25 protein-coding genes are annotated in these 25,442 nt (G+C 65.5%); 14 read left to right on the top strand and 11 right to left on the bottom strand.

The annotated features are described in order from the left end of the window. Positions 1 to 8 precede the first annotated feature (8 nt). From LQK81_RS17340 to LQK81_RS17320, 5 genes are all read left to right on the top strand, one after another. Positions 9 to 1,031: a glycosyltransferase family 2 protein gene (locus LQK81_RS17340; protein ID WP_230807622.1), complete on the top strand. Its 1,023-nt coding sequence runs from the start codon at positions 9 to 11 to the stop codon at positions 1,029 to 1,031. Then, positions 1,028 to 1,978, top strand: coding sequence for a glycosyltransferase family 2 protein (locus LQK81_RS17335; protein ID WP_230807621.1), 951 nt, complete (start codon positions 1,028 to 1,030; stop codon positions 1,976 to 1,978). The genes LQK81_RS17340 and LQK81_RS17335 overlap by 4 nt, the downstream gene beginning before the upstream one ends. After that, positions 1,975 to 2,976, top strand: a complete 1,002-nt coding sequence (locus tag LQK81_RS17330) for a glycosyltransferase family 2 protein (protein ID WP_230807620.1) — start codon at positions 1,975 to 1,977, stop codon at positions 2,974 to 2,976. Before LQK81_RS17335 ends, LQK81_RS17330 begins: the two co-directional genes overlap by 4 nt. Before the next feature lie 4 nt (positions 2,977 to 2,980). Beyond that, the gene (locus LQK81_RS17325) at positions 2,981 to 3,886 is read left to right on the top strand and encodes a UTP--glucose-1-phosphate uridylyltransferase (protein WP_230807619.1); all 906 of its coding nucleotides are present in this window, start codon (positions 2,981 to 2,983) and stop codon (positions 3,884 to 3,886) included. A 94-nt stretch (positions 3,887 to 3,980) separates the two neighbouring features. Continuing rightward, a complete protein-coding gene (locus LQK81_RS17320; RefSeq protein WP_230807618.1) occupies positions 3,981 to 6,314 on the top strand; it encodes a polysaccharide biosynthesis tyrosine autokinase in 2,334 nt (777 codons plus the stop codon). 43 nt (positions 6,315 to 6,357) lie between these two features. On the opposite strand, the gene LQK81_RS17315 is transcribed toward LQK81_RS17320, so the two are convergent. Further along, complete coding sequence (locus LQK81_RS17315; RefSeq protein WP_230807617.1) at positions 6,358 to 6,981, bottom strand: TetR/AcrR family transcriptional regulator; 624 nt, start codon at positions 6,979 to 6,981, stop codon at positions 6,358 to 6,360. A gap of 105 nt (positions 6,982 to 7,086) precedes the next feature. On the opposite strand from LQK81_RS17315, the gene LQK81_RS17310 reads away from it, so the two are divergent. From LQK81_RS17310 to LQK81_RS17285, 6 genes are all read left to right on the top strand, one after another. After that, positions 7,087 to 8,169, top strand: a complete 1,083-nt coding sequence (locus LQK81_RS17310; protein ID WP_230807616.1) for a polyamine ABC transporter substrate-binding protein — start codon at positions 7,087 to 7,089, stop codon at positions 8,167 to 8,169. A gap of 125 nt (positions 8,170 to 8,294) precedes the next feature. Continuing rightward, positions 8,295 to 9,158, top strand: coding sequence for an ABC transporter permease (locus tag LQK81_RS17305; protein WP_230807615.1), 864 nt, complete (start codon positions 8,295 to 8,297; stop codon positions 9,156 to 9,158). Between the two features lie 67 nt (positions 9,159 to 9,225). Beyond that, complete coding sequence (locus tag LQK81_RS17300; RefSeq protein WP_230807749.1) at positions 9,226 to 10,005, top strand: ABC transporter permease; 780 nt, start codon at positions 9,226 to 9,228, stop codon at positions 10,003 to 10,005. Next, positions 10,002 to 11,090 carry an ABC transporter ATP-binding protein gene (locus LQK81_RS17295; RefSeq protein ID WP_230807614.1) on the top strand — a complete coding sequence of 363 codons (1,089 nt, stop codon included), beginning with the start codon at positions 10,002 to 10,004 and terminating at the stop codon, positions 11,088 to 11,090. The genes LQK81_RS17300 and LQK81_RS17295 overlap by 4 nt, the downstream gene beginning before the upstream one ends. A gap of 2 nt (positions 11,091 to 11,092) precedes the next feature. Further along, on the top strand, positions 11,093 to 11,836 hold the full coding sequence (locus LQK81_RS17290) for an MBL fold metallo-hydrolase (RefSeq protein WP_230807613.1): 744 nt from the start codon (positions 11,093 to 11,095) through the stop codon (positions 11,834 to 11,836). Between the two features lie 113 nt (positions 11,837 to 11,949). Then, complete coding sequence (locus LQK81_RS17285; RefSeq protein ID WP_230807612.1) at positions 11,950 to 13,002, top strand: AI-2E family transporter; 1,053 nt, start codon at positions 11,950 to 11,952, stop codon at positions 13,000 to 13,002. A gap of 37 nt (positions 13,003 to 13,039) precedes the next feature. Here LQK81_RS17285 and LQK81_RS17280 read toward each other — a convergent pair whose 3' ends face one another. From LQK81_RS17280 to LQK81_RS17235, 10 genes are all read right to left on the bottom strand, one after another. Next, the gene (locus LQK81_RS17280) at positions 13,040 to 13,345 is read right to left on the bottom strand and encodes a hypothetical protein (RefSeq protein ID WP_230807611.1); all 306 of its coding nucleotides are present in this window, start codon (positions 13,343 to 13,345) and stop codon (positions 13,040 to 13,042) included. 283 nt (positions 13,346 to 13,628) lie between these two features. Continuing rightward, positions 13,629 to 13,889 (bottom strand): YMGG-like glycine zipper-containing protein, encoded by a 261-nt coding sequence (locus tag LQK81_RS17275; protein WP_230807610.1) that lies wholly within the window; start codon positions 13,887 to 13,889, stop codon positions 13,629 to 13,631. A 108-nt stretch (positions 13,890 to 13,997) separates the two neighbouring features. Further along, entirely contained in the window at positions 13,998 to 17,099 is a 3,102-nt protein-coding gene (locus tag LQK81_RS17270; RefSeq protein ID WP_230807609.1) for a complex I subunit 5 family protein, read from the bottom strand. Continuing rightward, on the bottom strand, positions 17,093 to 17,461 hold the full coding sequence (locus LQK81_RS17265; protein WP_230807608.1) for a sodium:proton antiporter: 369 nt from the start codon (positions 17,459 to 17,461) through the stop codon (positions 17,093 to 17,095). The genes LQK81_RS17270 and LQK81_RS17265 overlap by 7 nt, the downstream gene beginning before the upstream one ends. A gap of 16 nt (positions 17,462 to 17,477) precedes the next feature. Continuing rightward, the gene (mbhE, locus tag LQK81_RS17260; protein WP_230807607.1) at positions 17,478 to 18,164 is read right to left on the bottom strand and encodes a hydrogen gas-evolving membrane-bound hydrogenase subunit E; all 687 of its coding nucleotides are present in this window, start codon (positions 18,162 to 18,164) and stop codon (positions 17,478 to 17,480) included. Next, on the bottom strand, positions 18,161 to 18,508 hold the full coding sequence (gene mnhG / locus LQK81_RS17255) for a monovalent cation/H(+) antiporter subunit G (RefSeq protein WP_230807606.1): 348 nt from the start codon (positions 18,506 to 18,508) through the stop codon (positions 18,161 to 18,163). The genes mbhE and mnhG overlap by 4 nt, the downstream gene beginning before the upstream one ends. 3 nt (positions 18,509 to 18,511) lie before the next feature. Then, entirely contained in the window at positions 18,512 to 18,760 is a 249-nt protein-coding gene (locus tag LQK81_RS17250) for a hydrogenase subunit MbhD domain-containing protein (RefSeq protein WP_230807605.1), read from the bottom strand. A gap of 2 nt (positions 18,761 to 18,762) precedes the next feature. Then, a complete protein-coding gene (locus tag LQK81_RS17245; protein ID WP_230807604.1) occupies positions 18,763 to 19,023 on the bottom strand; it encodes a monovalent cation/H+ antiporter complex subunit F in 261 nt (86 codons plus the stop codon). Beyond that, a complete protein-coding gene (locus LQK81_RS17240) occupies positions 19,016 to 19,549 on the bottom strand; it encodes a Na+/H+ antiporter subunit E (RefSeq protein WP_230807603.1) in 534 nt (177 codons plus the stop codon). The genes LQK81_RS17245 and LQK81_RS17240 overlap by 8 nt, the downstream gene beginning before the upstream one ends. Before the next feature lie 157 nt (positions 19,550 to 19,706). Beyond that, a complete protein-coding gene (locus LQK81_RS17235; RefSeq protein WP_230807602.1) occupies positions 19,707 to 20,846 on the bottom strand; it encodes an alpha/beta hydrolase in 1,140 nt (379 codons plus the stop codon). 227 nt (positions 20,847 to 21,073) lie between these two features. Here LQK81_RS17235 and LQK81_RS17230 point away from each other — a divergent pair, with 227 nt between their 5' ends. The 3 genes from LQK81_RS17230 (at position 21,074) to arcA (ending at position 25,439) form a co-directional block, all read left to right on the top strand. Beyond that, entirely contained in the window at positions 21,074 to 22,501 is a 1,428-nt protein-coding gene (locus LQK81_RS17230) for a basic amino acid/polyamine antiporter (protein ID WP_230807601.1), read from the top strand. Positions 22,502 to 22,741: 240 nt separating this feature from the next. Beyond that, positions 22,742 to 24,175 (top strand): basic amino acid/polyamine antiporter, encoded by a 1,434-nt coding sequence (locus LQK81_RS17225; RefSeq protein ID WP_230807600.1) that lies wholly within the window; start codon positions 22,742 to 22,744, stop codon positions 24,173 to 24,175. A gap of 19 nt (positions 24,176 to 24,194) precedes the next feature. After that, a complete protein-coding gene (arcA, locus tag LQK81_RS17220) occupies positions 24,195 to 25,439 on the top strand; it encodes an arginine deiminase (protein ID WP_230807599.1) in 1,245 nt (414 codons plus the stop codon). The last annotated feature ends 3 nt before the right edge of the window (positions 25,440 to 25,442 follow it).

Raw genomic sequence — 25,442 nt, 5'->3', positions numbered from 1 at the left:
CGAACCAAATGACCGGTGAACCGCTCAAATCCGTTCGCTGCCTGATCGTCATTCCCTGCCTGAACGAGGCCCGGCACATCGGCCCGCTCGTCCAGCGGCTCGCCGGCGCGCTCGAGGAACTCGACGCGATGCTGGTCGTGGCCGACGGCGGCAGCACCGACGGCACGCGCGAGATCGTGCGCGACATCGCCGCCCTGCGCGACGACATCGCGCTTCTGGACAATCCGGGGCGAATCCAGAGCGCGGCGGTGAACCTTGCCGTCGCCACCTTCGGCGACGAGTACGACTACCTGATCCGCATCGACGCCCATGGCGACTATCCTGAAGACTATTGCCAGGTGCTGGTCGACGAGGCCACGGCGACGGGCGCGGATTCGGTCGTCGTCGCCATGGAGACGATCGGCGTCGGCGCGTTCCAGAAGGCGACGGCCTATGCGCAGAACTCCAAGCTCGGCAATGGCGGCGCCCGCCACCGCGTCGGCGCCAAGAGCCACTGGGTCGACCATGGTCACCACGCGCTGATGCGCATCGCCGCCTTCCGCGCCGTCGGCGGCTATGACGAGGCCTTCAGCCACAACGAGGATGCCGAACTGGACTTCCGCCTGAACAAGGCCGGCTATCGCATCTGGATGACCGACCGGACGAACATGATCTATTATCCGCGCTCGAGCGCCGGACCGCTGTTCCGCCAGTACTTCGCCTATGGCCGCGGCCGCGCCCGCAACCTCCTGAAGCATCGCGCCATGCCGAGCCTGCGCCAGATGATCCCGCTGAGCGTAGCGCCGGTGGCGGCCGGTGCGCTGCTCGCCGTCGTCAACTGGGCGGCGGTCCTGCCCTTCGGCTTCTGGGCAGCCGCCTGCCTTGGCTACGGCGTCTGGATGGCCGTCGGCCAGCGCAACCCCTACGGACCGCTTGCCGCCGTCTCGGCGATGATCATGCATTTTGCCTGGTCCGCCGGCTTCTGGCGCGAACTGCTCTCGCCGCGCCGCCGCTCGGCCTCGTCCTTCACGCAGGCACAGGTGACGCCATGAGCGCTCCCGTCTCTCCGCCATTGCCGTTCACGCTGATCGACATCGCGGTCTGCACCTACCGGCGCCCGGAACTGGAGCGGACGCTGCGCTCCCTCGCCTCGCTTGCGGTGCCCGAGGGCAGCGCGGTGCGCATCGTCGTCGCCGACAACGATACCGTGCCGAGCGCTGCCGGCCTGGTCGACGGACTGCGCACGCAGATCCCCTTCCCGATCGACTATGTCCATTGCCCGGCATCGAACATCTCGATCGCGCGCAATGCCTGCCTCGAGCATAGCCGCGGCGAGCTCCTGGCCTTCATCGACGACGACGAGACGGCAACGCCCGACTGGCTGGAGAAGTTGGTGACGACGATGGGCGAGAGCGGCGCCGATGTCGTGCTCGGCCCGGTCAAGGCGATCTACGGCACGCCGACGCCGGGCTGGATGCAGCGCGCCGACCTCCATTCGACCCGCCCCGTCTGGGTTCGCGGCGAGATCCGCACCGGCTATACCTGCAACGTGCTGATGCGCCTGACTTCTCCGGCCCTCGCCGGCCGTCGCTTCAGCCTGGCGCTGGGCAAGACCGGCGGCGAAGACACGGAATTCTTCACGCTCGCCACCGAAGCCGGCGCCCGCATCGAATTTTCGCCCGAGGCCTGGGTGCACGAGCCGGTGACGCCCGGCCGCGCCTCGCTCGCATGGCTGGCCAGGCGCCGCTACCGCATGGGCCAGACCCACGGCCGCCTGCTGGCCGAAAAGGCCGGCGGCCCCGTGCGCCGCCTCGCCGCGGCCGGGCTGGCCGGCGCGAAGATGCTGGTCTGCGCCGCAGCCGGCATCGCCACAGCCTTCTCCCCTGCCCGCCGCTATGGCTACGGCCTGCGCGCCGTGCTCCATGCCGGCGTCGTCAGCGGCCTTTCGGGCGTTCGCGAGATCCAGCAATACGGCCTGGCGGAGACCCGCACCCCATGAGCCAGACGCCCGACGTCTCCTTCGTCATCGCCGCCTACAACACGTCCGAAACGATCGGGCGGGCGATCACCAGTGCGCTGGCGCAGCGCGACGTGTCCGTCGAAGTGCTGGTCGTGGACGACGCATCCTCGGACGATACCCGCGACGTCGTCAGCCGCCTTGCCGATCCGCGCGTGGAACTGATCGCGCTTCAGCAGAACCGGGGTCCCGGCGGCGCGCGCAATGCCGGGCTCGATGCGGCGCGCGGCCGCTGGATCGCAATCCTCGATTCCGACGATGCCGTGGAGCCGGACCGCCTCGCCCGCATGATCGCACGCGCCGAGAAGGCGAACGCGCAGATCGTCGTCGACAATCTCGATGTCGTCTCGCAGGACGGTTCGCGCGAACGCATGTTCCCCGAGGCCGAACTAGCGCGGCAGACACAGCTGACGCTGCCGGCCTTCATCACCTCCAACGCGCTCTTCCGCTCCACCCACAACTACGGCTACATGAAGCCGGTGTTCCAGCGCCGCTTCCTCGACGACAAGGCGCTGCGTTTCGACGAAAGCCTGCGGATCGGCGAGGACTACCTCCTGCTCGCCTCGGCGCTTGCCAGGGGCGGGCGCGGCGTCGTCGAACCGGCCGCCGGCTACATCTACCATATCCGCGAAGGATCGATTTCGCGGGTGCTGAAGAAGCACCACGTGGAGGCGATGCTCACGGCCGACGACCGCTTCGTCGGCAGCCACAGCCTCGATCCGGCGGCCAGGAAGGCGCAGCGGCTGCGCACCCGCAGCCTGACCGAAGCCCGATCCTTTCTCGACCTCGTCGAGCAACTAAAGAGCCGCTCGTTCGTTCAGGCGCTGCGCACCGCCCTGGGCGACCCGGCTGCCGTCCGGCATCTTCGCATGCCGATCGCCGCCCGGCTTCGCCGCCTCGCGGGCAACGACAAACGACCCGGCCGGAACGCGGCCGGCCAGAGATCCCCGGGCCAAGGCCCCCATACCAGCAAAGGATAGTGCGATGGACTCTATCAGACGTGTACGCAAGGCAGTCATCCCTGTCGCCGGCAACGGAACCCGCTTCCTCCCCGCCACCAAGGCCATGCCGAAGGAAATGCTGACGGTGGTCGACCGTCCCGTCGTGCAGTATGCGCTCGACGAGGCACGCGAGGCCGGCATCGAGCACATCGTCTTCGTCACCGGTCGCAACAAGCAGGCGATCCAGGACCACTTCGACGATGCGCCCGAGCTGATCTCCTCGCTGTCGCGCTCCGGCAAGAACGCGCAGGTTTCCGAGCTCGAGGCCATGCTGCCGGCCGCCGGCACGGTCAGCTTCACGCGCCAGCAGGCGCCGCTCGGCCTCGGCCACGCCGTCTGGTGCGCGCGCGACCTGATCGGCGACGAGCCTTTCGCGCTGCTCCTGCCCGACATGATCTGCCACGGCGAGCGCGGCTGCATGGCCGGGCTGATGGACCTCTACAACTTCGCCGGCGGCAACGTCGTCGGCGTCGAGCAGTGCCCGCCGGAAGAGGCCTACAAATACGGCATCGTCGGCAAGGGCGAGAGCGTGCCGCACGGCTTTGCCGTCACCGCGATGGTCGAAAAGCCGAAGGCCTGCGAAGCTCCGTCGAACTATTTCCTCAATGGCCGCTATATCCTGCAGCCGGAGATCTTCGGTCTCCTCGCGAAGCAGGAACGCGGCGCCGGCAACGAGATCCAACTGACCGACAGCATGCTGCAGCTGTCGGATTCCCAGCGCTTCCACGCCCACCCCTATGACGGGCGGACATTCGATTGCGGCTCCAAGCAGGGTTTCATCGAGGCCAATGTCGCACTGGCGCTGTCGCGCTCCGACATCGGCGGCCCGGTGTTCGAATCGGTCAGGCATATGGTCCTGACCCATGAGAGCCGCATTCAGGCGGCATAACATGCGTCCGGCCCGTCCGGGGCGCATCCAATATTCGGCCTGTCCCGGCAAGAAGCCAGGACAGGTTTCCCTGTCCGGGAACAGTGAGGTTTTGATGAACCAGAGAAGTCTACCGCTGAACAGGCCGCTGCCGCACACCGCGGACAGTTCCGATGCCTTCATCGATCTCGATCGCCTGGTCTCGGCGGCCTTGCGCCGCTGGAAGACGCTGGCGGTCTGCGCGGTCGTCTTCGTCATCGGTGGTGCCGCCTATCTGGCCACCGCAACGCCTCTCTACACATCGATGACGCAGGTGCTCATCGACGACAGCCTCTCGCGCTACGCCGAGGAGGAGCAGAACACGGCGCAGAACAGCCAGCAGCTCGACACGAGGATCGCAAGCACCGTCGAGATCCTGAAATCGGGCAAGCTGGCGCTGCGCGTCGTCGACCAGGCCGATCTTTCGACCAATCCGCTGCTGGTGGACCCGCCGAAGTCGCCGACAGCCATGCTCAAGGGCTGGTTCAAGTCGCTCGGCGGCATGTTCGCCAAGCAGGGGCGCGTCTCGGAAGAAGCCGCAGCGAATGCCCGGCGCCAGAAGGCGGCCGCGATGCTGCAGCAGTCGCTGCGCGTCGAGCGCGTTTCGCGCAGTTCCGTCGTCTCCATCGCCTTCACGTCCGCAGACCCGCAGCTTTCCGCCCTCGTCGCCAAGACCTATGCGGACGCCTTCCTCTCCGACCAGCTGAGCGCCAACTTCGAGGCCTCCGAACGCGCATCCGGCTGGCTGCAGGAACGTCTGGGCGATCTCGGCCAGCGTGCCCAGGCCGCGGCCATGGAGGTCGAGACCTACAAGCGCGAGAACAACCTGATTTCCACCCGCGGCGCGCTGATGTCGGACCAGCAGCTCGCCGACCTCAACAGCCAGCTCATCATCGCGCAGGCCGACGCCGCAAGCGCCTCAGCCCGCTACAACCAGCTCGCAGCCATCGTCCAGACGGGCCCGGAAAGCGCCGTGGAGAATTCCGCGGTGGCCTCGAAGGAGATCGACAGCACCGTCATCCAGGACCTGCGGACGCGCTATTCGGCGGTCAGCAAGCGCGAGCAGGACATCACGAAGAACTTCGGCGCCGACCATCCCCAGGCTGTAGCGCTGCGCACGGAAAAGAGCGACCTCGCACAGCAGATGTTCGGCGAACTGCAGCGGATGACGGCGACGTACCGGAACGAATACGAGGTCGCGCAGTCGCGCGAACAGTCGCTGCGCGACAACATCGACCGCGTCGCCGGCCGCAACTCCGACGCCAACGAGGCGCAGGTCAAGCTGCGCGAACTGGAGCAGAAGGCCACCGCGCTCAAGGCCGTCTACGAATCCTACCTCAACCGCTACGAGGAGGCATCGCAGCAGCGTTCCTTCCCGATCGCCAAGGCGCGCGTGATCTCGGAAGCCGGCGTGCCGGTCTCCCCTTCCAGCCCCAAGAAGACGATGGCGCTGGCGCTTTCGGCCGTCCTCGGCCTGATGGCGGGCGGCGCCTTTGCCTTCCTGCAGGAAATGCAGGAGCGCGGCCTGCGGCTGGAAAGCGACGTCCGCACGCAGTTGCGCCTGCGCTCGCTCGGCTATCTCCCCCTCATCGGCGGCGGCAGCCGAAAGAAACGCTCCCGATTCGGGTGGCTGAAGAAGACGCCCGACGTGCCGGAAGACGAGCGCGTCACGGTATCCCCGATGCCGCTGGAACAGATGACCCGGATCGTTCGCGACGCCCCGAAATCGACCTTCGCGGAAACGCTGCGCCATGCCAAGCTCTCCTGCGAGATGCTGCTGCAGCGCCGCCCGAACAAGGTCATCGGCATCATTTCCGCGGTGCCGGGCGAAGGAAAGACGACCTTTGCCACGAACTTCGCCCTCCTGCTCGCCTCGGCTGGCAAGCGCACGCTGCTGGTCGATGCCGATATCCGCAATCCGAGCCTCAGCCGGATGCTGAAGGCCGCCCCGAAGGCAGGCCTCGTCGAAGCCGTGCTCGGGGACGTCCCGTGGGCTTCGGCGATCAAGGTGGACCAGCAGACCAAGCTCGCCATCCTGCCGAACGTGCCCCATAGCGGCATCGATCAGTTTCACTACACCAACGAGATCTTCGCATCCGCCGGGATGGGATCGCTGATGGAGAATGCGCGCAAGACCTTCGACTATACCATCGTCGACCTCGCGCCGCTCGGCCCGGTCGTCGACGCGAAGGCCTTCGCCCAGCATGCCGACGGCTTCATTCTCGTGCTGGAATGGGGGAAGACCCCGGCCCGCCTCGTTCGCGACCTTCTCGAGGCCGAGATCGACATCAACGCCAAGATCCTCGGCGTGGTGCTGAACAAGACCGACATGGAACAACTGCCGGCCTATGGCGACAGCGGCGGTTCGGAGAAATTCCGCAAGCACTACGCCAAATATTATACCGAGTAGTATCCTGACGGGACGACCGCCGCGGAGGCCTGGAGCGCCATTCTTACGTCGCCGTGACGCTGATGAGCGTGGCCAGCGGCCCGTTCTGCCGGGCGACCTCGTGCTTTAACCGGTCAAGCGTCATCGCTTCGTCGCGCACGAAATCGGTGAACATCATGTTGAGGTTGTTGAAGAACATCGCCCCGACCGCGCCTGTGTCGATCTCCGCGCGGACCGCCCCCTTGCGCTGCAGGTTGCCCACCAGCGTCGATACCTGGGCGCATAGCGCCCGGTCGAGATCGGTATAGCGCTTGGAGAACGGCGTCTCCGGCTGCTGGATCGAGATCGCCATCGCCGTGCGCCACATCTCCTTGCTGAGATAGACCAGCGAGTGGTCGTAATACTGGTCCACGAGAAGGCTCACTGCCGAAAGGACGTCCCGTGGCGGGTCGCCGACGATCGAGCGGCCGGATTCGAGGACCTCCTCGACTTCCATGGCGACGGTGGCCAGAAGCATGTCGCCCTTGCTCTGATAGTAGTTGTAGAACGTCCCGACCGAGACCGCGGCGCGCTCGGCGATATCCTCGATGCGCGCGGCATCGTAGCCGACCTCGTGAAAGAGCCCGGTGGCCGCCTCCAGGATACGCCGGTTCTTGTCCGCCTTCTGTCTCGCACGCAGACCCGTCAAGCTCGCTGTCCCATTTCGATGGTTTTCAGATTGACTCGAAAAATGAATTCATTCAGTCTTTTTGTAAAGGCACCAAAAACGAGTGCCGGAACCAGAGGGACGAAGATGACCAGATCCATTGCGGCCGCCGCCGCACGCCGATTTTTCAGAACCACGACAGCCCTTGCATCCATAGCTTTTCTCGCCGGCCCCGCGGTTGCGGCTGAGGAATTCAACGCACTCGTCTGGTGCGACCACACCGATCCGGCCCTGATCGAACCGTTCGAGAAGGCCAACGACGTCAAGGTCAACCTCAAGGAATACGAAGGCACCGGGGCCGGGATCTCGATCCTGGAGCAATCGCGTCCCGGCGACTGGGATGTGATGGTGATCGACGCGGTCGACGTTCACCGCGTGATCGAAATGGGCCTCCTCGGCGAGATGCCGGCAGACGCCCTGCCCTCGGCCGACCTCTTCCCCGAACTCAGGATGGAGGCCAACAACACCAAGGACGGCAAGACCTATGCCGTGACCGAGAAATTCGGCTACAACACCATCTCCTACGACAAGACCAAGGTCGACCCGAAGGATATGGAAGATCTCACCGTCATCTGGTCGGACAAGTACAAGGGCCGCATCGCGCTCTACGACTACTACCTGCCGATGATCGGGCTGGTGCAGCTGGGTCTCGGCGGGAAGACCGCCGACCTCTCCGAGGCAGACATGCCGGCGATCGAGGAAAAGCTCGCGGCGATGAAGGCCGCCTCTAAGCAGGTCAGCGATGTCGTGTCCTCGCAGACTGCGCTTGCGACCGGCGAGGTCGACATCCTCGTCGGCGGCGGCGAGTGGATCACCGCCTCGCTCGCCAAGGACAAGCCTGACCTCGACTGGGTCGTGCCTAAGCAGGGGGCCGTGCGCTGGGCACAGTCGATCGCGGTCATGAAGGACTCGTCCAAGCCGGAACTGGCGCTGAAATTCGTCCAGTACATCCTGAGCCCGGAAGGCCAGGCGCGGCTTGCGACCTCCTCCTGCTACTGGGGCATGCCGGCGAACATGAAGGCCGGCGAGCATCTGGCGCCCGAGCAGAAGCTGGCCCTGCGATGGGACGACCAGACGGGTTATCTCAAGAACACGCAGCTCTATCCGGTTCCGAGCGCGGAACTGGACCAGAAGATGCAGGACGCCTGGACCAACATGATGCAGCAGTGACGCTGCTCTCCTGGAGGACAGGCCGGACGAGGGGCACGCCATGCCTCTCGTCGCCGCACCTGCCGGGTCCGTCTCTCCGATGGCGGAAGCCCTTCGCCAGCGCCTTGTGAACAGTTGACCGAGCCATGACCACCGCCACGCTTGAAGACAGGGAACGCCGCAGGGCATGGGGCTTCGTCGCCCCGGCCCTGATCTGGACGTTTGCATTCTTCGTCGTGCCATTCCTCTACATGGCGGCGATGAGCCTGTGGTCGCGCCAGGGCCGGGAGATCGTCCGCGTCTGGAACCTCGACAACTACGCCCGGTTCTTCACCGAGAGCGCGCTGTTGAAGAGCCTGACGAATTCGCTCGAGATCACGCTGACGGTGACCGTGCTCTCCGTGCTGCTTGCCTACCCGCTCGCCTGGATCATCGCCGAACGCGTGCCGAAGCGGTGGCAGCGCATGGCGCTGATCCTTGCGATCCTGCCCTTCTGGACGAGCTACGTGGTGCGCTCCTATTCCTGGCTCCTGGTGCTGTCGAAGGGCGGCGTCATCAATCAGGCGCTGCTCGGTATCGGGCTGATCTCCGAGCCGCTGGAGATCGCCAGCAACCGCACGGCGACGGTGATCGGCTTCGTGCACTTCTTCGTCATGCTCTTGACGCTGACGATCTATTCCAACCTGATCCAGCTGTCGCCGAACTATCGCCGCGCCGCGGCCGATCTCGGGGCCAACGGATTCCAGACCTTCTGGCATGTGGTCCTGCCGCTGACGCTGCCGGGCATCATGACCGGCGCCTTCCTCACCTTCGTGCTCTGCATCGGCGACTACATCACGCCGCAGATCCTGGGCGGCAACAACGAACTGGTGCTGCCGCAGATCATCATGCTGCAGATCGGCCGCCGTGCGGATTTCCCGATGGCGGCAGCGCTCTCCATCATCCTCATGCTCGCGGTCACGGCCGCCTATCTGCTCTGTGCCCGCTGGCTGAAGATCGAGAGGGCCTAGGACGATGGCGCAGCCCGGCGAGACGCAAGCGACCGACATCGCCTTTCCGGCCGGCAGCGCGCGGCGCATGCTCGCATCCGCACTCAGCTGGTTCTATCTCGCGGCGGTCTATGCCTTCATCTTCCTGCCGGTCGCAGTGCTGGTGCTGTTCTCCTTCCAGGATGGCCGCCTGCCGGTGCCGCCCTTCAACGGCTTTTCCCTGCAGTGGTACGAAAGCGTCTTTGCCGACCGCAAGCTGATGGCGGCGCTGGCCAACTCGCTGATGGTCGCCGTCGCCTCCTCGTTCGTGTCCTGCCTGCTCGGCTTCCTCGCCGCCTATGCGCTCGCCCGCTACCGGCTGCCCGCCTCGGCGCTGCAGCGCGGGCTGCTGATCGCGCCGATGACGGTCAGCTACCTGATCATCGCGCTCGGCCTGCTTGCGGTTCTCAACGCCTTGCAGGTGCCGCTTTCGCTCTGGACGGTCGGCATCGGTCATGTCGTGATCAACCTGCCGCTCTGCTTCGCCATCATCTATGCCTCGATGGGCGACCATCACGTCAACATCGAGCGGGCCGCGCGCGACCTCGGCGCCAGCGACGTCAAGGTCATGGCGCTGGTGACCGCGCCGATGCTGATGCCCTCGATCATGGCCGCCTTCTTCCTTTCCATCACCTTCAGCTGGGACGAGTTCATCATCGCCTTCCTGCTGTCTCGTTTCGACGTGACGCTGCCGGTCGAGATCTGGAGCATGCTGCGCTCGGGCCTGAACCCGAAGACCAATGCCATCGGTTCGCTGGTGTTCCTGGCCTCGGTCGTCGTTCTGGTCGTCCTCGAACTCGCCCTTTTCGGCAGGAGCCGCAAGCCATGACAGCGTCCGTCTCGATCCGGAACCTCACGAAGACCTTCGCCACCTTCAAGGCACTGGACGACGTCTGGCTCGACATCGCAGCCGGCGAGTTCATCGTGCTGCTCGGCCCATCCGGCTGCGGCAAGACGACCCTGCTTTCCATCCTCGGCGGCTTCCTGACGCCCACCGGAGGAACGGTGACGATCGGCGACCGCGACATGGCGGGCGTTCCGCCGGCGCTGCGGCCGACGACGACCATGTTCCAGGACTACGCCCTCTTTCCGCACATGCGGCTGATCGACAATGTCGGCTTCGGCCTGCGCATGCGTGGCATGGACAGAGCGAGCCGGGACGCGAAGGCGGCCGGTTTCCTCGACCTCGTCGGCCTGAAGCTTTCGGCGCGGAAGAAGCCGCACGAACTGTCCGGCGGCCAGCGCCAGCGCGTGGCGCTCGCCCGGGCGCTGGCGGTCGACCCGGACGTGCTCCTGCTCGACGAGCCGCTGGGCGCGCTCGACCTCAAGCTCCGCCGGCAGATGCAGGATGAACTGAAGGCGCTACAGAAACGCGTCGGCACCACCTTCGTCCACGTCACCCACGACCAGGAGGAGGCGATGGCGATCGCCGACCGTATCGTTGTCATGAACCACGGCCGGGTGGAGGATTTCGGCCCGCCGTCAGACATCTACATGCGGCCGAAATCGATCTTCGCCGCCGGCTTCATGGGCGAGGTCAACTTCCTTTCCGGCAGGGTCAGCCGCGTCGAGTGCGACGCCGCCGAAGTCGAGACGCAGATCGGCCCGATCGTGCTCCCGATCGCCAACTTCACCATCGCCCGGCCGCAAGCCGGCGAGCACGTCACACTCTGCATCCGCCCCGAACACTTCCGGACCGTCGATCGCTCGGTCGCCGGCCTCAGCGAGGCCGTCGTCAGCGACGTCTCCTTCTTCGGCACCCACCACCGTTGCCATCTCGCGCCGGTCGCCTCGCCCGAAAGAAAGCTCGTGGCGCACATGCCGCAGTCGGCCAGGATCGCGCGCTGCGACCGGATCGCACTGGCATTCGACCCGGCAGGCGTTACCGCCCTGCCCGAAGTCCCGGAGACCTGACCATGGAGCGCATCGCCCCCGAGAACTGGTACCGGATCCAGTGCCTGCAGGACGACGTCACCCTGATCTGCGAGCCGCACATCAAGGAGTTCTACCGCTGCAACGTCTGGCACGTGCGCGGCCGCGATGCCGACATGCTTGTCGATAGCGGCATGGGCGTCGTCTCGCTGCGCCAATGGGTGCCCCTGGTAACCGAACGGTCGCTGACGGCCGTTGCGAGCCATACGCATTTCGACCATATCGGCTGCCATCACGAGTTCGAGTGCCGTGCCGTCCACGCGGCGGAGGCCGACTTGCTGGCGCACCCGACCCGTGCCAACACGCTGGCCGATCCCTACGTGACCGACGAGATCTTCGATGCGCTTCCGCCCGAGCCCTACTGCTCGAAATGCTATGCGGTGAAAGCCGCGCCGGCGACGCGCATTCTTCAGGACGGCGACGTGATCGACCTCGGCGACCGGCATTTCGAGGTGATCCATACGCCCGGCCACTCGCCCGGCGGCATCGCACTGTTCGAGGAGGCGACCGGCATCCTCTTTTCCGGCGACATTCTCTACGATGGCCCGTTGATCGAGGACACCTACCATTCCGACGCGGCCGACTACCTCGCCTCGATGAAACGCCTGCTGGACACCCCCGTCCGCATCGTTCACGGCGGCCACTTCCCGAGTTTCGACGGCGAGCGCTACCGCAGCCTCATCCGCACATGGCTGGACGGCAAGAGCACTTCCGCCAGCCGGGCCTGAGCGGGGCGCGAAGGGAGCGAAAAGATTTCGCGGGCACATTGCAGTTTCCCTCGAACGTTGCGTAATCTCGCCCTTGACGGCGTCGACGGCGGCGGCGGAAGAGGGGACGGCGGATGCTCAAACTGGAAGAAAAGCGCATCACCGCGCTGGTGACGGCCGGCGTGCTCACGCTGGCGCTGCTCTATGTGGCGCAATCGGTGTTCGTTCCGCTGACCTTCTCCATCCTCGTCATCGCGCTGATCTGGCCGCTGCAGGCCGCGCTGCAGCGCGTGATGCCGCGGATGCTGGCGCTGCTGATCACGCTCACGGTCACGATCGTCGCCGTCGTCGCGGTCGGCTCTTCGATCGCCTGGGGGCTGAGCGTGCTCGGGCACTGGCTGTTCGTCAATGCGGGCCGGTTCCAGGCCATCTACCTCGACTGGACGCAATGGCTGGAAGAACACGGCGTCGCCATCGCCGGACCGCTGTCCGAACAGTTCAACGTCGGCTGGCTGGTGGGAATGCTCCAGGGCGTCGCGGGGCGGATGAACAGCTTCGCCGGCTTCACGGTCGTGATTTTCATCTCGGTGCTGCTGGGGCTGATGGAAGTGGAGGACTTCAAGCGGCGGCTGATGCTGCCGAGCATCCAGCCGCTCGGCGCCCTGGTCCTGGAATCGAACCTGAGAATCGCCGCGAAGCTGCGACGCTTCATGGCCGTGCGCACCTTCGCCAGCGTGCTGACCGGCCTTGTCGTCTGGATCTTCGCCAGTTTCGTCGGACTGGAACTGGCCGCCGCCTGGGGCGCGATCGCCTTCGCCCTGAACTACATCCCCTTTCTCGGCCCCTTCATCGCGACCGTGTTCCCGACGCTCTTCGCCATCGCCCAGTTCGATTCCTGGCAGTCGGCCGTCGTGGTGTTCGCGGGCCTCAACCTGATCCAGTTCGTGATCGGCAGCTATTTCGAGCCGCGCCTGACCGGGGCCTCGCTGGCGATCTCGCCCTTCGCGGTGATCTTCGCCGTCTTCTTCTGGGCCTTCATGTGGGGGCTGCCCGGCGCGTTCATCGGCGTGCCCATCCTCATCTGCCTGGTCGAGTTCGGCCGCCGGATCGAGACGACCCGGTGGATCGCCGTCCTCCTGTCGGGCGAGCAGCAGCCGACCGATGCCCCGGCGCCGACCGACCGGTAGCGAAAGGACCGGGGGGGCGGCGGACGGGAATGCCGGGCTATCGCCTGAGCCGACGCACGTCGACGACCCGGCCGTTATGGCGGTTCACCGCAATCTCGTAGCGGCGCGCGCCGCGCCAGGCCCGATAGACGAAGAAGCGGCCATGGCAATCGATGATCCTAACGTCCCGGAAGCCCCGGTTGCGCAGCCGCCTCTGGCCCTCACGGCAACTGATGGACCGACCGCCGCTGACATTGCTGCCGACGTGGATGTTGATCGTGACCGCTTCGGCGGGAGCCGGCGCCAGCACCGGCGGCGTGGCGAGAAGGGCGACGAAGAGGGAAGCAAAGACAAACCGGTTCAATACGGCTTCCTGAAAAGACGGCGTGACGATGGATTGCTACGGATGGATTGTCAGTCGGAGACATGATGCGGGAACCGTGTTTCAGTTGCGGCACGCAGGCTGTTCCGGTTCTCCGCCGCTCATGTCGTTTCCGGCGGGCGCAAGACGACGCCCGCCGGAGAGAGTTACCCCCTGATGACCCGCTGGAGTCTGTCAGCTTCATACTGAAGCAGTCAGACTCTCGCTTTCTTTGTTATCGTTTGTCTTTCCGGGAAAACCGGATTCCACTTTTCCCTGACAAACGCTAGCGCGGGCAGGCGGCGATATAGCGCCGGCCGTATCGATCGCGGTAATAGCACTGGCCGGGCCTGCCGGCGACGTTACCGATGACCGCACCCGAGACGCCACCGATGGCCGCGCCGACGGCAGCACCGCGGACGTCGCCGGTGACCGCACCGCCGATGACCGCACCGGTCGCAGCACCGATCCCGGCACCTCTCTCCGTCGGTGTACAGCCGCTGGCCGCAATCCCCGCCAGAACGAGTAAAAGGTAAAACTTAGGCATTTTCCTTCCTTTCCTGCTCGTTGAAATGCTTCATCATCGGTCCAAACTCCGCAACGTTATCCTTCAATGGCGCCTGTGTAAAATCGCCGGGGACGTCGTCGCGACACGCTATCCTCCTCTTATCATCGGAAAAACCGCGACGAAGAAGTAGAGGACGAGCACGTAGGCGAGCACCTGGAGCGCATAGGTCTGGCCGTTGCCGGTATAGACCCGCCGCGCCGCCCCGGCGGCCCCGCCGACCGCGACCGAAACGGCTTCCCAGAAGCGCTCGGCATGGGATGCCAGCATCGGCGCAAGCAGCGGCCGGTAATAGCGGAAGAACCGCGTCGGACCGCCCGCCCGTGACGGCCAGCGGCCGATCCTGTAGATGACCCACAGGACACCGGCGCCGAGCAGGGCCAGACCAACGGCACCCGCCATCGCTCTTGCCGGGTTCCAGTAGGCATAGATCAGTTCCAGCGACATGCCCTGCCAGACCAGCGTCGAGGCGAACTGCGGATCGATGGCGGCGGAAACGGGATCCATCAGCAGCTTGGGGAAGAACGACAGCAGCAGGATGCCCGCCACCAGCACGAACTGCGGCACGAGAAGTGCCGCCGGCGCCTCGCGCAGTTCCGCGTGCTCCGGCTTCAGCGGGCCGAGGAACAGGGCGTGGCCGAAGCGGAGCATGTAGAGCAGGCCGACGAGGGTCGCGAGCACGCCAAGCGCCAGGGGGCCGTACCAGCCCCTGTCCACCATCGCGCTGAGGAGCAGCCACTTGCCGCCGAAGCCGGCGAGCGGCGGCAGGCCGGACATGGAGACGAGCGCAACGATCGCGACCGCAAAGGTCAGCGGCATCCGTCCCACAAGCCCGCCGCAAGCGTCCAGCCGCCTCAGGCCCGTTCGCTCGATGATCGCCGCCGCTGCCAGGAACAGGATGCCCTTGACCATCAGATGGTTGGCGACGAGATAGAGCGCCGTCACCCAGCCGAGATGGCTCATCAGCGCCACCGCGGTAACGATGTAACCGGTCTGGCTGAGGCTCGAATAGGCGAGCATCCGTTTCATGTCGGCCTGCTGGAGCGCGAGAAGGGCTGCAATGACGGTCGTCAGTATGCCGATCCAGCCGACGACGCGTGCAAGCTCGAGGCCCGCATTCGAGCGCGTCGCCAGATAGGCCGCCATGAACAGGCCGAACACCGCCACCTTTCCGACGACGGCGGACAGCATGGCGGAGAAATCGTCGTCTGCCTTCGCGTAAGAAGCTGGCAGCCAGACATGGGCGCCGATGACGCCGATCTTGACCATGCATCCGAGCGCGATCAGCACGAATGCCGGCGCGGCCGCCGGGCCGGCGGCGAGGAAGGCGGCAAGATCGGTGGTGCCGGTGACGGCCCGGGCGATCGCAAACCCTGCGAGAATCAGGAAGGCGGATGCCAGAGAGAACAGCAGGAACTGGAGCAAGACGCCGCGGGCGGCAGGGGAGAGCGCCAGCATGAAGGCGGACGCGAGCGTTACCAGTTCCCAGGCGAAGAAGAATTCCAGGCTGGTGGATGCCCGCAGAAGGGCGACGATCGACAGAAGCAGGACCGCCATCAGCGGATGGTAGCCAGGCCGCGCATCACCGCGATAGAGACCGGCTGCGGCAATGACGAGCCCGCCCGAAAGGAGAAGCGCGGCGAAAAGCCCGTTGATGCCGCCGATGCCCTGCGCCATCCAGGTCCCCGCGGCGAAGACGACGAGCAGCATCGACAGGCACCTGGCCCTGCCCGGCAGGCCCTCGATCACGAGAAGGGCGGCGCCGGCGACGAGCGGCGCATGGAGCCAGACGGAAGCGGCGCCCGCCGCCCGGGAGGCGACCATGCCGCCGATCGCCAGCAGCGCGACGCAGGCTGCGGCGGGAAAAAGGCCCCACCGCGGCACCCTGCCCGCCGGCTCCCCGCGTCCCGGCTTCACTGCGCGCCCGAACCACTGGAACAGATAGGCCGCCTCCAGAAGGGATCCCAGGAGGACGACGGCAATCCACGCATATCCGCCGTGTTCGGCAAGCCGCAGCACCAGTTCCCATTTCGCCCAGAAGCCGGGAAAGGGCGGCAGGCCTGCGATCGCGACAAGCAGGCTGCAGAAGACGAAGATGAAAGGGGCGCCCGCGGACAATATGTTCCAGCCGCCGATCCTCCGGCGCCGCACCGCGCCCGCCAGCCAGAAGAGCCCCGCCTTGGCGAAGAGATGATTGAAGAAGAGCCCGCCGACGACGAGCGGCAGCGCGTCGTCCTCGCCGTGCCGCATCAGCAACGAAAGCGCCAGCACCAGCAAGGCCATCTGCGCAATCGAGGAGCAGCCGAGCATGCGCTGGACATTCGATTGTCGCAGGCCGACCAGGTTGGAGAACAGGAAGGTCACGGCAGCCGAGACGGCGATCAGCGTCAGCTGCGGCGCGAAGAGCGGCATCAGCTTGAGGAGCGCGAAGAACACGCCCGCCGAGACGCCGACGGATACGAGCGCCGCCACGCCCGCCGGCGCCGTTTCATAGACGTCCAGCCCCCAGCCGTTCGCCGGGAACGGCTTGAGCTCGATGACGAGGCAGGCGAGCACGAGGACGAGCGCGGTCGTGCCGATCGGGCCGGCGATCAGGTCTCGCCGCGCGATCATCTCGTCGATGCTGAGCGTCCCCGTCACATGGTAGAGCATTGCCGCCCCGAGCAGGAAGAACGACGAGGCGAGCACGGTCGCCATGATGTACTTGAAGGCGCCCGCCATGGCCGCCCGTGTCTGCCCGAGCCCGAACAGGCCGTAGGTCGCAATGGACACGATCTCCAGAAAGACGAACAGGTTGAAGAGGTCCCGCGTCATGATCATGCCGTTGATGCCCATGACGAGGATCAGGTAGAGCAGCAGGAAGGTGTAGCTGTCGCGCAGGCGGTGCCAGAGATGCCAGGCGCCGAACAGGGCCGCAAGATTGACCCAGAAGGCGAAGAACCCCTCCGCCGGGCCCAGGCGAAGACTGATCGCCAGGGGCGGCGCGGTCCCGGCAGTCTCGATTTCGAAGGCGTCCGCGCCGCCGAGCAGGCGCCACAGGCAGGCGCCGGAGATGATGGCGATGCCGGCAAGCGCTGTCCAGAACGCCACGGCCGGCAGGCGCTTCGACAGCCGGTAGAGCAGCGGGATCAGAAAGCCTCCGCCCAGCCCGAGCAGGAAGATGTTCAGCGGCTGGAGGAAGCTCTCTACCATTTCGAGTCCGTGAATGCGTCGATGGAGAGTGTCTTGCGCGCTTCATAGAGCCGGATCGCGAAGGAGAGCATGATCGCCGTCACCGAGAAGCCGATGACGATCGCCGTCACCACGAGGGCGGACGGGACCGGATCCACGGCGCGCGCGGCCGCCTCGCCGATCGGCAGCGCCTGGTCGATGATCGGCGCCGTTCCGTTGGTGACATAGCCCGTCGCGACGATCACGATATGCATGCCGGTGCCGAACAGCGAGAATCCGATGATGATCCGCAGGATGTTCCTGTGCACCAGCACGCCCCACATCCCGATCAGCGCGAGGACGAGGCCCGTCACCAGAAGCAGATGTGAGATCGGCAGCCCCATCGTTTCCTCCGGCAGTTCAGTTTCGGAAGCGGTCGATAATGACGCTGAGTTCCGCGGCGACCTTGATGCCGAGCAGCGCAGAGATCAGCGGGATCGCGCCCGCACTGACGAAGGCGCCGAACGCACCGCGCGGCAGGATATGGCTGTCGAGGAAGCCGCCGGCGAGGAACAGGCCGAGAATGCCGAGCGTCACGTAGAGGACGCCGGCGAGCGACTCCGTCACGCTCAGGAAGCCGTGATGCAGCACCACCGCCGGCCGGGCCAGGACAAGGAGCACGACGCCCGAGGCGACGACGGCGCCGCCCTGGAAGCCGCCGCCTGCCGAAAGGTGGCCGTTGACGATGACATAGGCGCCGAACAGGAAGGCGATGGGAAGGACGACTTCGGCACCGTTCACCACCAGTTCGCTCGGCGGCCGGGCCGGCCGGACGCTGCCGGCCGCAGGCGAAGCGCTGCCGGAAAGCAGCATGCCGACGCTCGCGGCAACCATGAACAGCACGGCGACTTCGCCCAGCGTGTCGAAACCGCGATAGGTGATGAGGATGCCGGTGACGACATTGGCGGCGCCGAGGTCGGCAGGCACCTGCTCCAGATAGCGCAGGGCAAGGTCGGACGGCGCGGTGCGTTCGCTGTAGCCGAGGGCAAGCCCGGCAAAGACGACGCCGAAGAGAATGACAATAACGGCAGCCCACACCCTTGTCATGACGATCCGTTCTTCTCAGCGCGCGCGGCGTTGCGTTCGGCCAGCGCATCCACGACCGTCGAGGGCGCCATGGGAATGCCGACGGCATGGGCGGCACGGGACAGGGCATGCGACGACAGCGGGTTCGTCAGAAGCACGAAATAGGCAACGACCAGGAGCTTCAGAGCCCAGTCGGGATGGAAGAAGCCCAGCCCCAAAAAGACCAGGATGTTGCCGAGCGTGGACGCCTTGGTTCCCGCCTGTATGCGCGTATAGGTATCGGGCATGCGCAACAGGCCGACACCGGCGGAGAAGAGAAAGAAGGCGCCGGCGAGAATGATGATGCTGCCGATCGTTTCCGCCACCCTCTAGTCCTCCTTTCCCGCGCTCGTCCTGCGGATCGCATGAAGGAAGACCAGCGTCGAAAGCCCCGCGCCGATGGCCGCTTCCGCCATGGCGACGTCGGGGGCCGCGAGCAGAACGTAGGATACGGCCGCAAACAGGCTGGCAAGGCCCGAACTGACCATCGCAGCCGTCAGCCCGCGCAGCGTCACGGCCAGCACCCCGCTGACGATGATGCCGGCGCAGATCAGGATGACGAACAGTTCCTGCAGCATGCCTACCGCCCCCTTTCCAGGAAGCGCGCGACGGCGAGCACCGCAAGGAAGCTCAGGAGCCCGTAGACCAGCGCCACGTCGAGGTAGACGAAGCGCCCGGAGAGGTGAGCATAGAGTGCCACCAGCGACAGCGAGATCACCGTCAGCGTGTCGATCGCGACCACGCGGTCCACGACCGTGCGGCCGAGGATCAGTCGCAGCACGGAAAACAGGATGCTGAGAAAGATCAGGACGCCGGCAAGCATGAGGATCGTGTCAGCCAAAGACCTTCCCCAGATGCTTGTCGAATGCCCCGGCGATCATCTCGGTCGCCTCCTCCGGATCCGTCGTCCTGACGTCCAGCCAGTGGATGAACAGGGTGTCCCCGTCGATGTCCATCACCAGCGAGCCGGGCGTCAGAGCGATCGAGTTGGCCAGCGCCAGACGGCCGATCGGCGAACGGAGCCGCAGGTTGATCTTCACGATGCCGGGGTGGATGTCGATGCGTGGCGCGTAGACGTAGCGCAGCATGTTGAGGTTCGCCTTCACCATTTCGACGACGAAAACACCGGTGTAGACGAGGAAATGGAAAAGCACCCGCGGCGTCAGCAGCACGTCGCTCCAGACCGCGCTGCGCGTCGCGAAGATCCAGGCGATGGCGCTCGCGACCAGCAGGCCGACGAGGAGAATGGCGGGGGCGGCCGACGCGTTGAAGACGATCCAGAGGACAAGGAGAAGCAGCCACAGTCCCGCAAGCCCTCTCGGCAAAGCGGCATTCGCGCGCGGGTTCTCTTCCTCGACCGGTGACACGGGCCATCCACTCCCAGGGGCGGTTTCAATCATGCCAGGCACTGCGACGACACGATTATGATGCACGCGGCACTATCGTTGTACATGGCATGGCGTCCCATTCGACGCCCGCTGCGGGAGCCTGGAAGGCGCCGCCCGTCCCCCTCGCCGACCGGACCTAAGGGACCGCGGCGAGCCTGCCGATCAGTCGCGCCGGCAGGAACACCGTCAGCGATGCGGCACCTTCGACGGCGGAGGCGCTGGCGGCAAGGGCAGTGGGAGACATCGCCGTCTGCTCGTCTTCCAGCGTGGCGCGCATCAGGCGGCTGTTGTCGATCAGTTTCATCAGCGTCTCGGAACTGGCAAAGACGCTGTGGCTGCCGCCATCGACGTCGGAGACATCAACCACGGTGATGCCGCGCGCTTGCAGGAAGGCAATGTCGGATCCGCTGCCGACACGCGGATGGCCGCCGGCGATCCGGCGGGAGAACCCGAGCGCGCGATCGCGGCGCGATACGATGATGGTGAATGGCTGGGGCAGCGTGCCGATATCGTCGACCTGGCTCTGGAAGGCGTCGATGTCGATGTCGGGCGCGGCAAGGACCACGCCGCCGAGCCGCTTCAGAATGGGCCCCTTGCCGCTCATCGCGAGGGTCCTCAGGGCTTCCATCACGACGTAGGCGCCCATGGAATGGCCGAGGATCACGACCCTGCTCGCCTTCGTCCGGGCGGCGATCTCGATCGTCTCGGCAAGCCCGCCGCGGCCGACGATGGCGCTGTCGCGGTCGAACACATAGAGGGGAACGGAAGCGCCCGACGGCCAAGCATAATGCACCGAAACCGAGTCTATATCATAGTCGTGGGTGAGCTGCGCGTTGCGGAACAGGCTCTCGGCGATGTTGTTGTTGTAGCCGTGCACGAAGATGAAGATCTCGCGGCTCTCGGGCTCGCGCTTTTCCAGGGCCGCATTCAGCGCATCGATGAACGCCTGGCGATCGGCGATCGGCGCATAGGCCAGTGCGGTGAAGTGGCGGGCAGGGTCGGGAACGCGGCCGCTCGTCTCGACACGGCCCGGCCTGTGGTTGGCGGGGATGCCGATGTCGAACTCCGCAAAGGCCAGTTCCTGCGAGCGCCCGGCGGAATAGGGCATGGCGGGATCGTCTGACCGTACGCGCGACGTCGCCAGGTAGATCGGCACGACGGCTGAGGCGGCCGCGCCCGTTGCGCTGCCCGGCAGGCCGGTGACGGCCCGCGGTCCGCCGCAACCGGCCAGCGCGGAGACAATCAGGAGAAGTGCAAACGCACGGTATGCTGGCATCGTCGGGCCCGGCTTCTGGTCACACCGGAACCTTAGAGCATCCCGCCGGACGCTCGGCAAGGCGGCCATCGGGGCCTTAGGGTGCGACCGTCGCATTTGCATCTGCCGGGTGTGGGACTCCAGGCCAATTCTGCGGGACCCTCAGCCAATTACACCGTGTATTCGATGTTGCAGGATCGCCTGAAGCAGTTCCGGGACCGCCTCGTCGCAACCAGGGAAAGCATTGCATGGCGCAGGACACTCCACAGAAATTCTCATTGTGGACACTGACGGCGATGGTGGTCGGCTCAATGGTCGGCGCCGGCATCTTCTCGTTACCGCAGGCGTTCGGGCGCGCTACCGGCCCCTTCGGCGCGCTCATCGCCTGGACGATCGCCGGCATCGGCATGCTGATGCTGGCGCTGGTCTTCCAGACGCTGTCGCGGCGCAAGCCCGATCTCGACGCCGGCATCTATGCCTATGCGAAGGCGGGATTCGGCAATTATCCGGGTTTCCTCTCCGCACTCGGATACTGGTCGGCGGCCGTTCTCGGCAACGTGTCGTACTTCATCTTGATCAAGTCGACGCTCGGGCTGTTCTTTCCCGTCTTCGGCGACGGCAATACGGTTCCCGCCATCGTCATCTCCTCGGCCCTGCTGTGGTTCATGCACACGCTGATCCTGCGAGGGATCCGCGAGGCGGCCGCGCTGAACACGATCGTCACCTTCGCCAAGCTCATCCCGATCCTGCTCTTCGTCGTGTTCGTCGCTCTCGGCTTCAGATCCGACGTCTTCTCCACCAGTTTCTGGGGTGGCGAGGAGGTCAGCCTTGCGACGGTCGCCGGGCAGGTCCGGGCGACCATGCTGGTGACCGTCTTCGTCTTCGTCGGCATCGAGGGCGCGAGCGTCTATTCGCGCTATGCCCGGCGGCGCTCCGATGTCGGCCTTGCGACGCTGATGGGATTTCTGGGCGTCCTTTGCCTGATGGTCCTCGTCACGCTCCTGTCCTATGGCGTTCTCCTGCGGCCGGATCTCGCCGCCTTGCGCAATCCGTCGATGGCGGGCGTGCTCGAGGCCGTGGTCGGGCCATGGGGCGCCGTCTTCGTCGCCGTCGGGCTGCTGATTTCGGTCGCAGGCGCCTACATCTCCTGGGTGCTGCTTGCAGCCGAGATCCTCTATTCCGCCTCGAAATACGAGACGATGCCGCGCTTCCTCAGCCACGAGAACAGCCGGGGCGTCCCCTCCAACGCGCTCTGGCTGACGAACATCATCGTCCAGATCTTCCTGATCCTGACGCTGTTCACCGAATACGCCTTTCGCCTGGCGCTCGAGCTGACGAGTTCGATGATCCTGATCCCCTACTTCCTCGTCGCCGCCTATGGTGCGAAGCTCGCCTTCAGCGGCGATACCTACGGCCGGGACCCGGCCGCCCGGCGCGCCGATCTGGCCCGGGCGGCGATTGCCACGATCTATACCGCCGGGCTCGTCTACGCGGCCGGAGCCCAGCATCTGCTGCTCACGACCGTCATCTATGGCCCCGGAACGATCCTCTACCTCATTGCGCGCCGGGAACAGGGCAAGCGCGCCTTCACCCTGCCCGAACTGGCCCTGTTCATCCTTGCCGTGCTCGGCGCCTGCGCCGGGATCTACATGATCGTGACCGGCGGCGTCGCCTGAGGGATGGCAACCCGGCGCAGCGTCCCGTGGACACGAGCAGACGAAGTTGCGGTACCTGGCGTATCGCCATGATCAGCAGACTGCCCGCGCCTTCTGCGCGAGCGCCAATTCTGAACGCACAGCATAGTTTTGGGATTCTGTGCTGATCACAGTGGTTGTTATTCCGCCTATTAATTTCAACAGGTGCCACCAGTCTTCGAGCCAAAACATCGGGAAATTGAGGCACTTATCGGGGGAACCATGGCATCGCAATCGACGCAGAAACTCTCGCTCTTCGCACTCACGGCCATGGTCGTGGGATCCATGGTCGGCGCCGGCATTTTCAACCTGCCTGGCCGCTTCGGCGCCGCCACCGGCCCGTTTGGCGCCATGATCGCCTGGGCGATCGCGGGCACCGGCATGTACATGCTGGCACGCGTCTTCCAGGCGCTCGCGGAGAAACGGCCGGATCTCGATTCGGGCGTGTTCGCCTATGCCAAGGCCGGCTTCGGCAACTACATGGGCTTCCTGTCGGCCTTCGGCTACTGGCTCGGCAGTTGCCTCGGCAACGTCTTCTACTGGGTGCTGATCGGCTCGACGCTCGGCCGCTTCTTCCCCGAGATCTTCGGCGACGGCAGCAGCACGATTGCGATCATCGTATCGCTGATCGGCATCTGGATCTTCCATTTCATGATCCTCCGCGGTGTCGAGCAGGCAGCGTTCATCAACACCATCGTCACCATCGCCAAGATCGTTCCGATCATTGTCTTCATCCTGGCGCTGATCTTCGTCTTCAACTATGCCCAATTCTCCGAAAACTTCTTCGGCGGCCCGGGTATGCCGGAGAAATCGCTGATCGCACAGGTGCGCGACACCATGCTGATCACCGTGTTCGTCTTCCTCGGCATCGAGGGTGCAAGCGTCTATTCGCGCTTCGCCGAGAAGCGCTCGGATGTCGGCACGGCGACGATCCTGGGCTTTGTCGGCGTGACCGGCCTGATGGTCGCGGTCACGCTCCTGCCCTATGCGGCGCTGCCCCAGGCGGAGATCGCAGCGGTCCAGCAGCCGTCGCTCGCCACCGTTCTCGAGGCGGTCGTCGGCCATTGGGGTGCGGTCTTCATCTCCATCGGCGTCCTGGTCTCGGTTCTGGGCGCCTATCTCGCCTGGTCGCTGATCTGCGCCGAAGTCCTCTTCGCCGCAGCCAAATCCCAGGACATGCCGAAGCTCTTCGCCGCGCAGAACGGCAACCGGGTTCCGGCCAATGCCCTGTGGCTGACGAACATCGTCGTATCGCTCTTCGTCATCTCCACCTACTGGTCGCGCGACGCGTTCAATTTCATGCTGGACATGACGAGCGTCACCGCGCTCTTGCCCTACCTGCTGGTCGCCGGCTATGGCGTCCTGCTCGCCCGTAGCGGCGTCGGCTACGAGACCACGCCCGAGAAGCGCGGCCGCGACCAGGTCTTCGCCTGGATCGCCGTCGTCTACACGATCTTCATGTTCATCGCCGCCGGGCTGAAATACGTGCTGCTGGTTGCCGTGCTGTTCGTGCCCGGCACCATTCTCTACTTCTGGGCACGGCGCGAGCAGAACTTGCAACTGTTCACCCCGACCGAGCTCATCGTGTTCGCAGTCACGCTGGTTGCCGGCCTGATCGGGGCCTACGGCCTGCTGACCGGCCTCATCACACCTTGAACAGAAAGGCAGAGACGTCATGACAACAGATACTCCGTTCGGCGTGCATTCCGAAGTCGGCCAGTTGCGCAAGGTCATGGTTTGTGCCCCCGGCCGCGCGCACCAGCGCCTCACGCCCTCCAATTGCGACGACCTTCTCTTCGACGACGTGCTGTGGGTCGACAACGCCAAGCGCGACCATTTCGACTTCATGACCAAGATGCGCGACCGCGGCATCGAGGTCGTGGAGATGCACAACCTTCTCGCCGAGACGGTAGCGATCCCCGAGGCCAAGAAATGGATCCTCGACAACCAGGTGGTCCCCAACCAGATCGGCCTCGGCCTGCTGGACGAGGTAAGGTCCTATCTCGAGGGCCTTTCGAACCGCGAACTGGCCGAAACCCTGATCGGCGGGCTGTCGACCTTCGAGTTTCCCGAGGCTGTGGGCGGCGAGCAACTGGCGCTGATCCGCGATGCGGCCGGCGTCAACGAATACCTGCTGCCGCCGCTGCCGAACACGCTCTACACGCGCGACACCACCTGCTGGATCTATGGCGGCGTGACGCTCAACGCGCTCTACTGGCCGGCCCGGCACGAGGAAACCATCCTCACGAGCTCGATCTACAAGTTCCACCCCGATTTCGCCGGCAAGGTCAACGTCTGGTGGGGCGACCCGACCAAGGACTGGGGCCTTGCGACGATCGAGGGCGGCGACGTCATGCCGATCGGCAAGGGCAACGTGCTGATCGGCATGAGCGAGCGCACCTCGCGCCAGGCGATCAGCCAGGTCGCCGCCGCCCTGTTCGAGAAGGGCGCGGCCGAGCGTGTCATCGTCGCCGCCATGCCGAAGCTGCGCGCGGCCATGCACCTCGACACCGTCTTCACCTTCGCCGACCGGGACTGCGTCTTGCTCTACCCCGATATCGTCAACGGCATCGAGGCCTTCTCCTATCGCCCCGACGGCAAGGGCGGCGTCGAGCTGCACAAGGACAAGGGCAGCTTTGTCGAGACCGTGCGCGATGCGCTCGGCCTGAAGAAGATGCGCGTGGTGGAAACCGGCGGCAACGACTACATGCGCGAGCGCACCCAATGGGACAGCGGCGCGAACCTCGTCTGTGCCGCGCCGGGCGTCGTCTATGCCTATGACCGCAACACCTACACCAACACGCTGCTGCGCAAGGAAGGCATCGAGGTGATCACCATCACCGGGGCCGAGCTCGGGCGCGGCCGCGGCGGCGGGCATTGCATGACCTGCCCGATCATCCGCGACGCGGTCGACTACTGACAA

The sequence above is a fragment of the Rhizobium sp. GN54 genome (genome assembly GCF_021026345.1).
In the GTDB taxonomy this organism is placed as follows: domain Bacteria; phylum Pseudomonadota; class Alphaproteobacteria; order Rhizobiales; family Rhizobiaceae; genus Mycoplana.
This window is presented reverse-complemented; position numbering and strand designations above follow the sequence as displayed.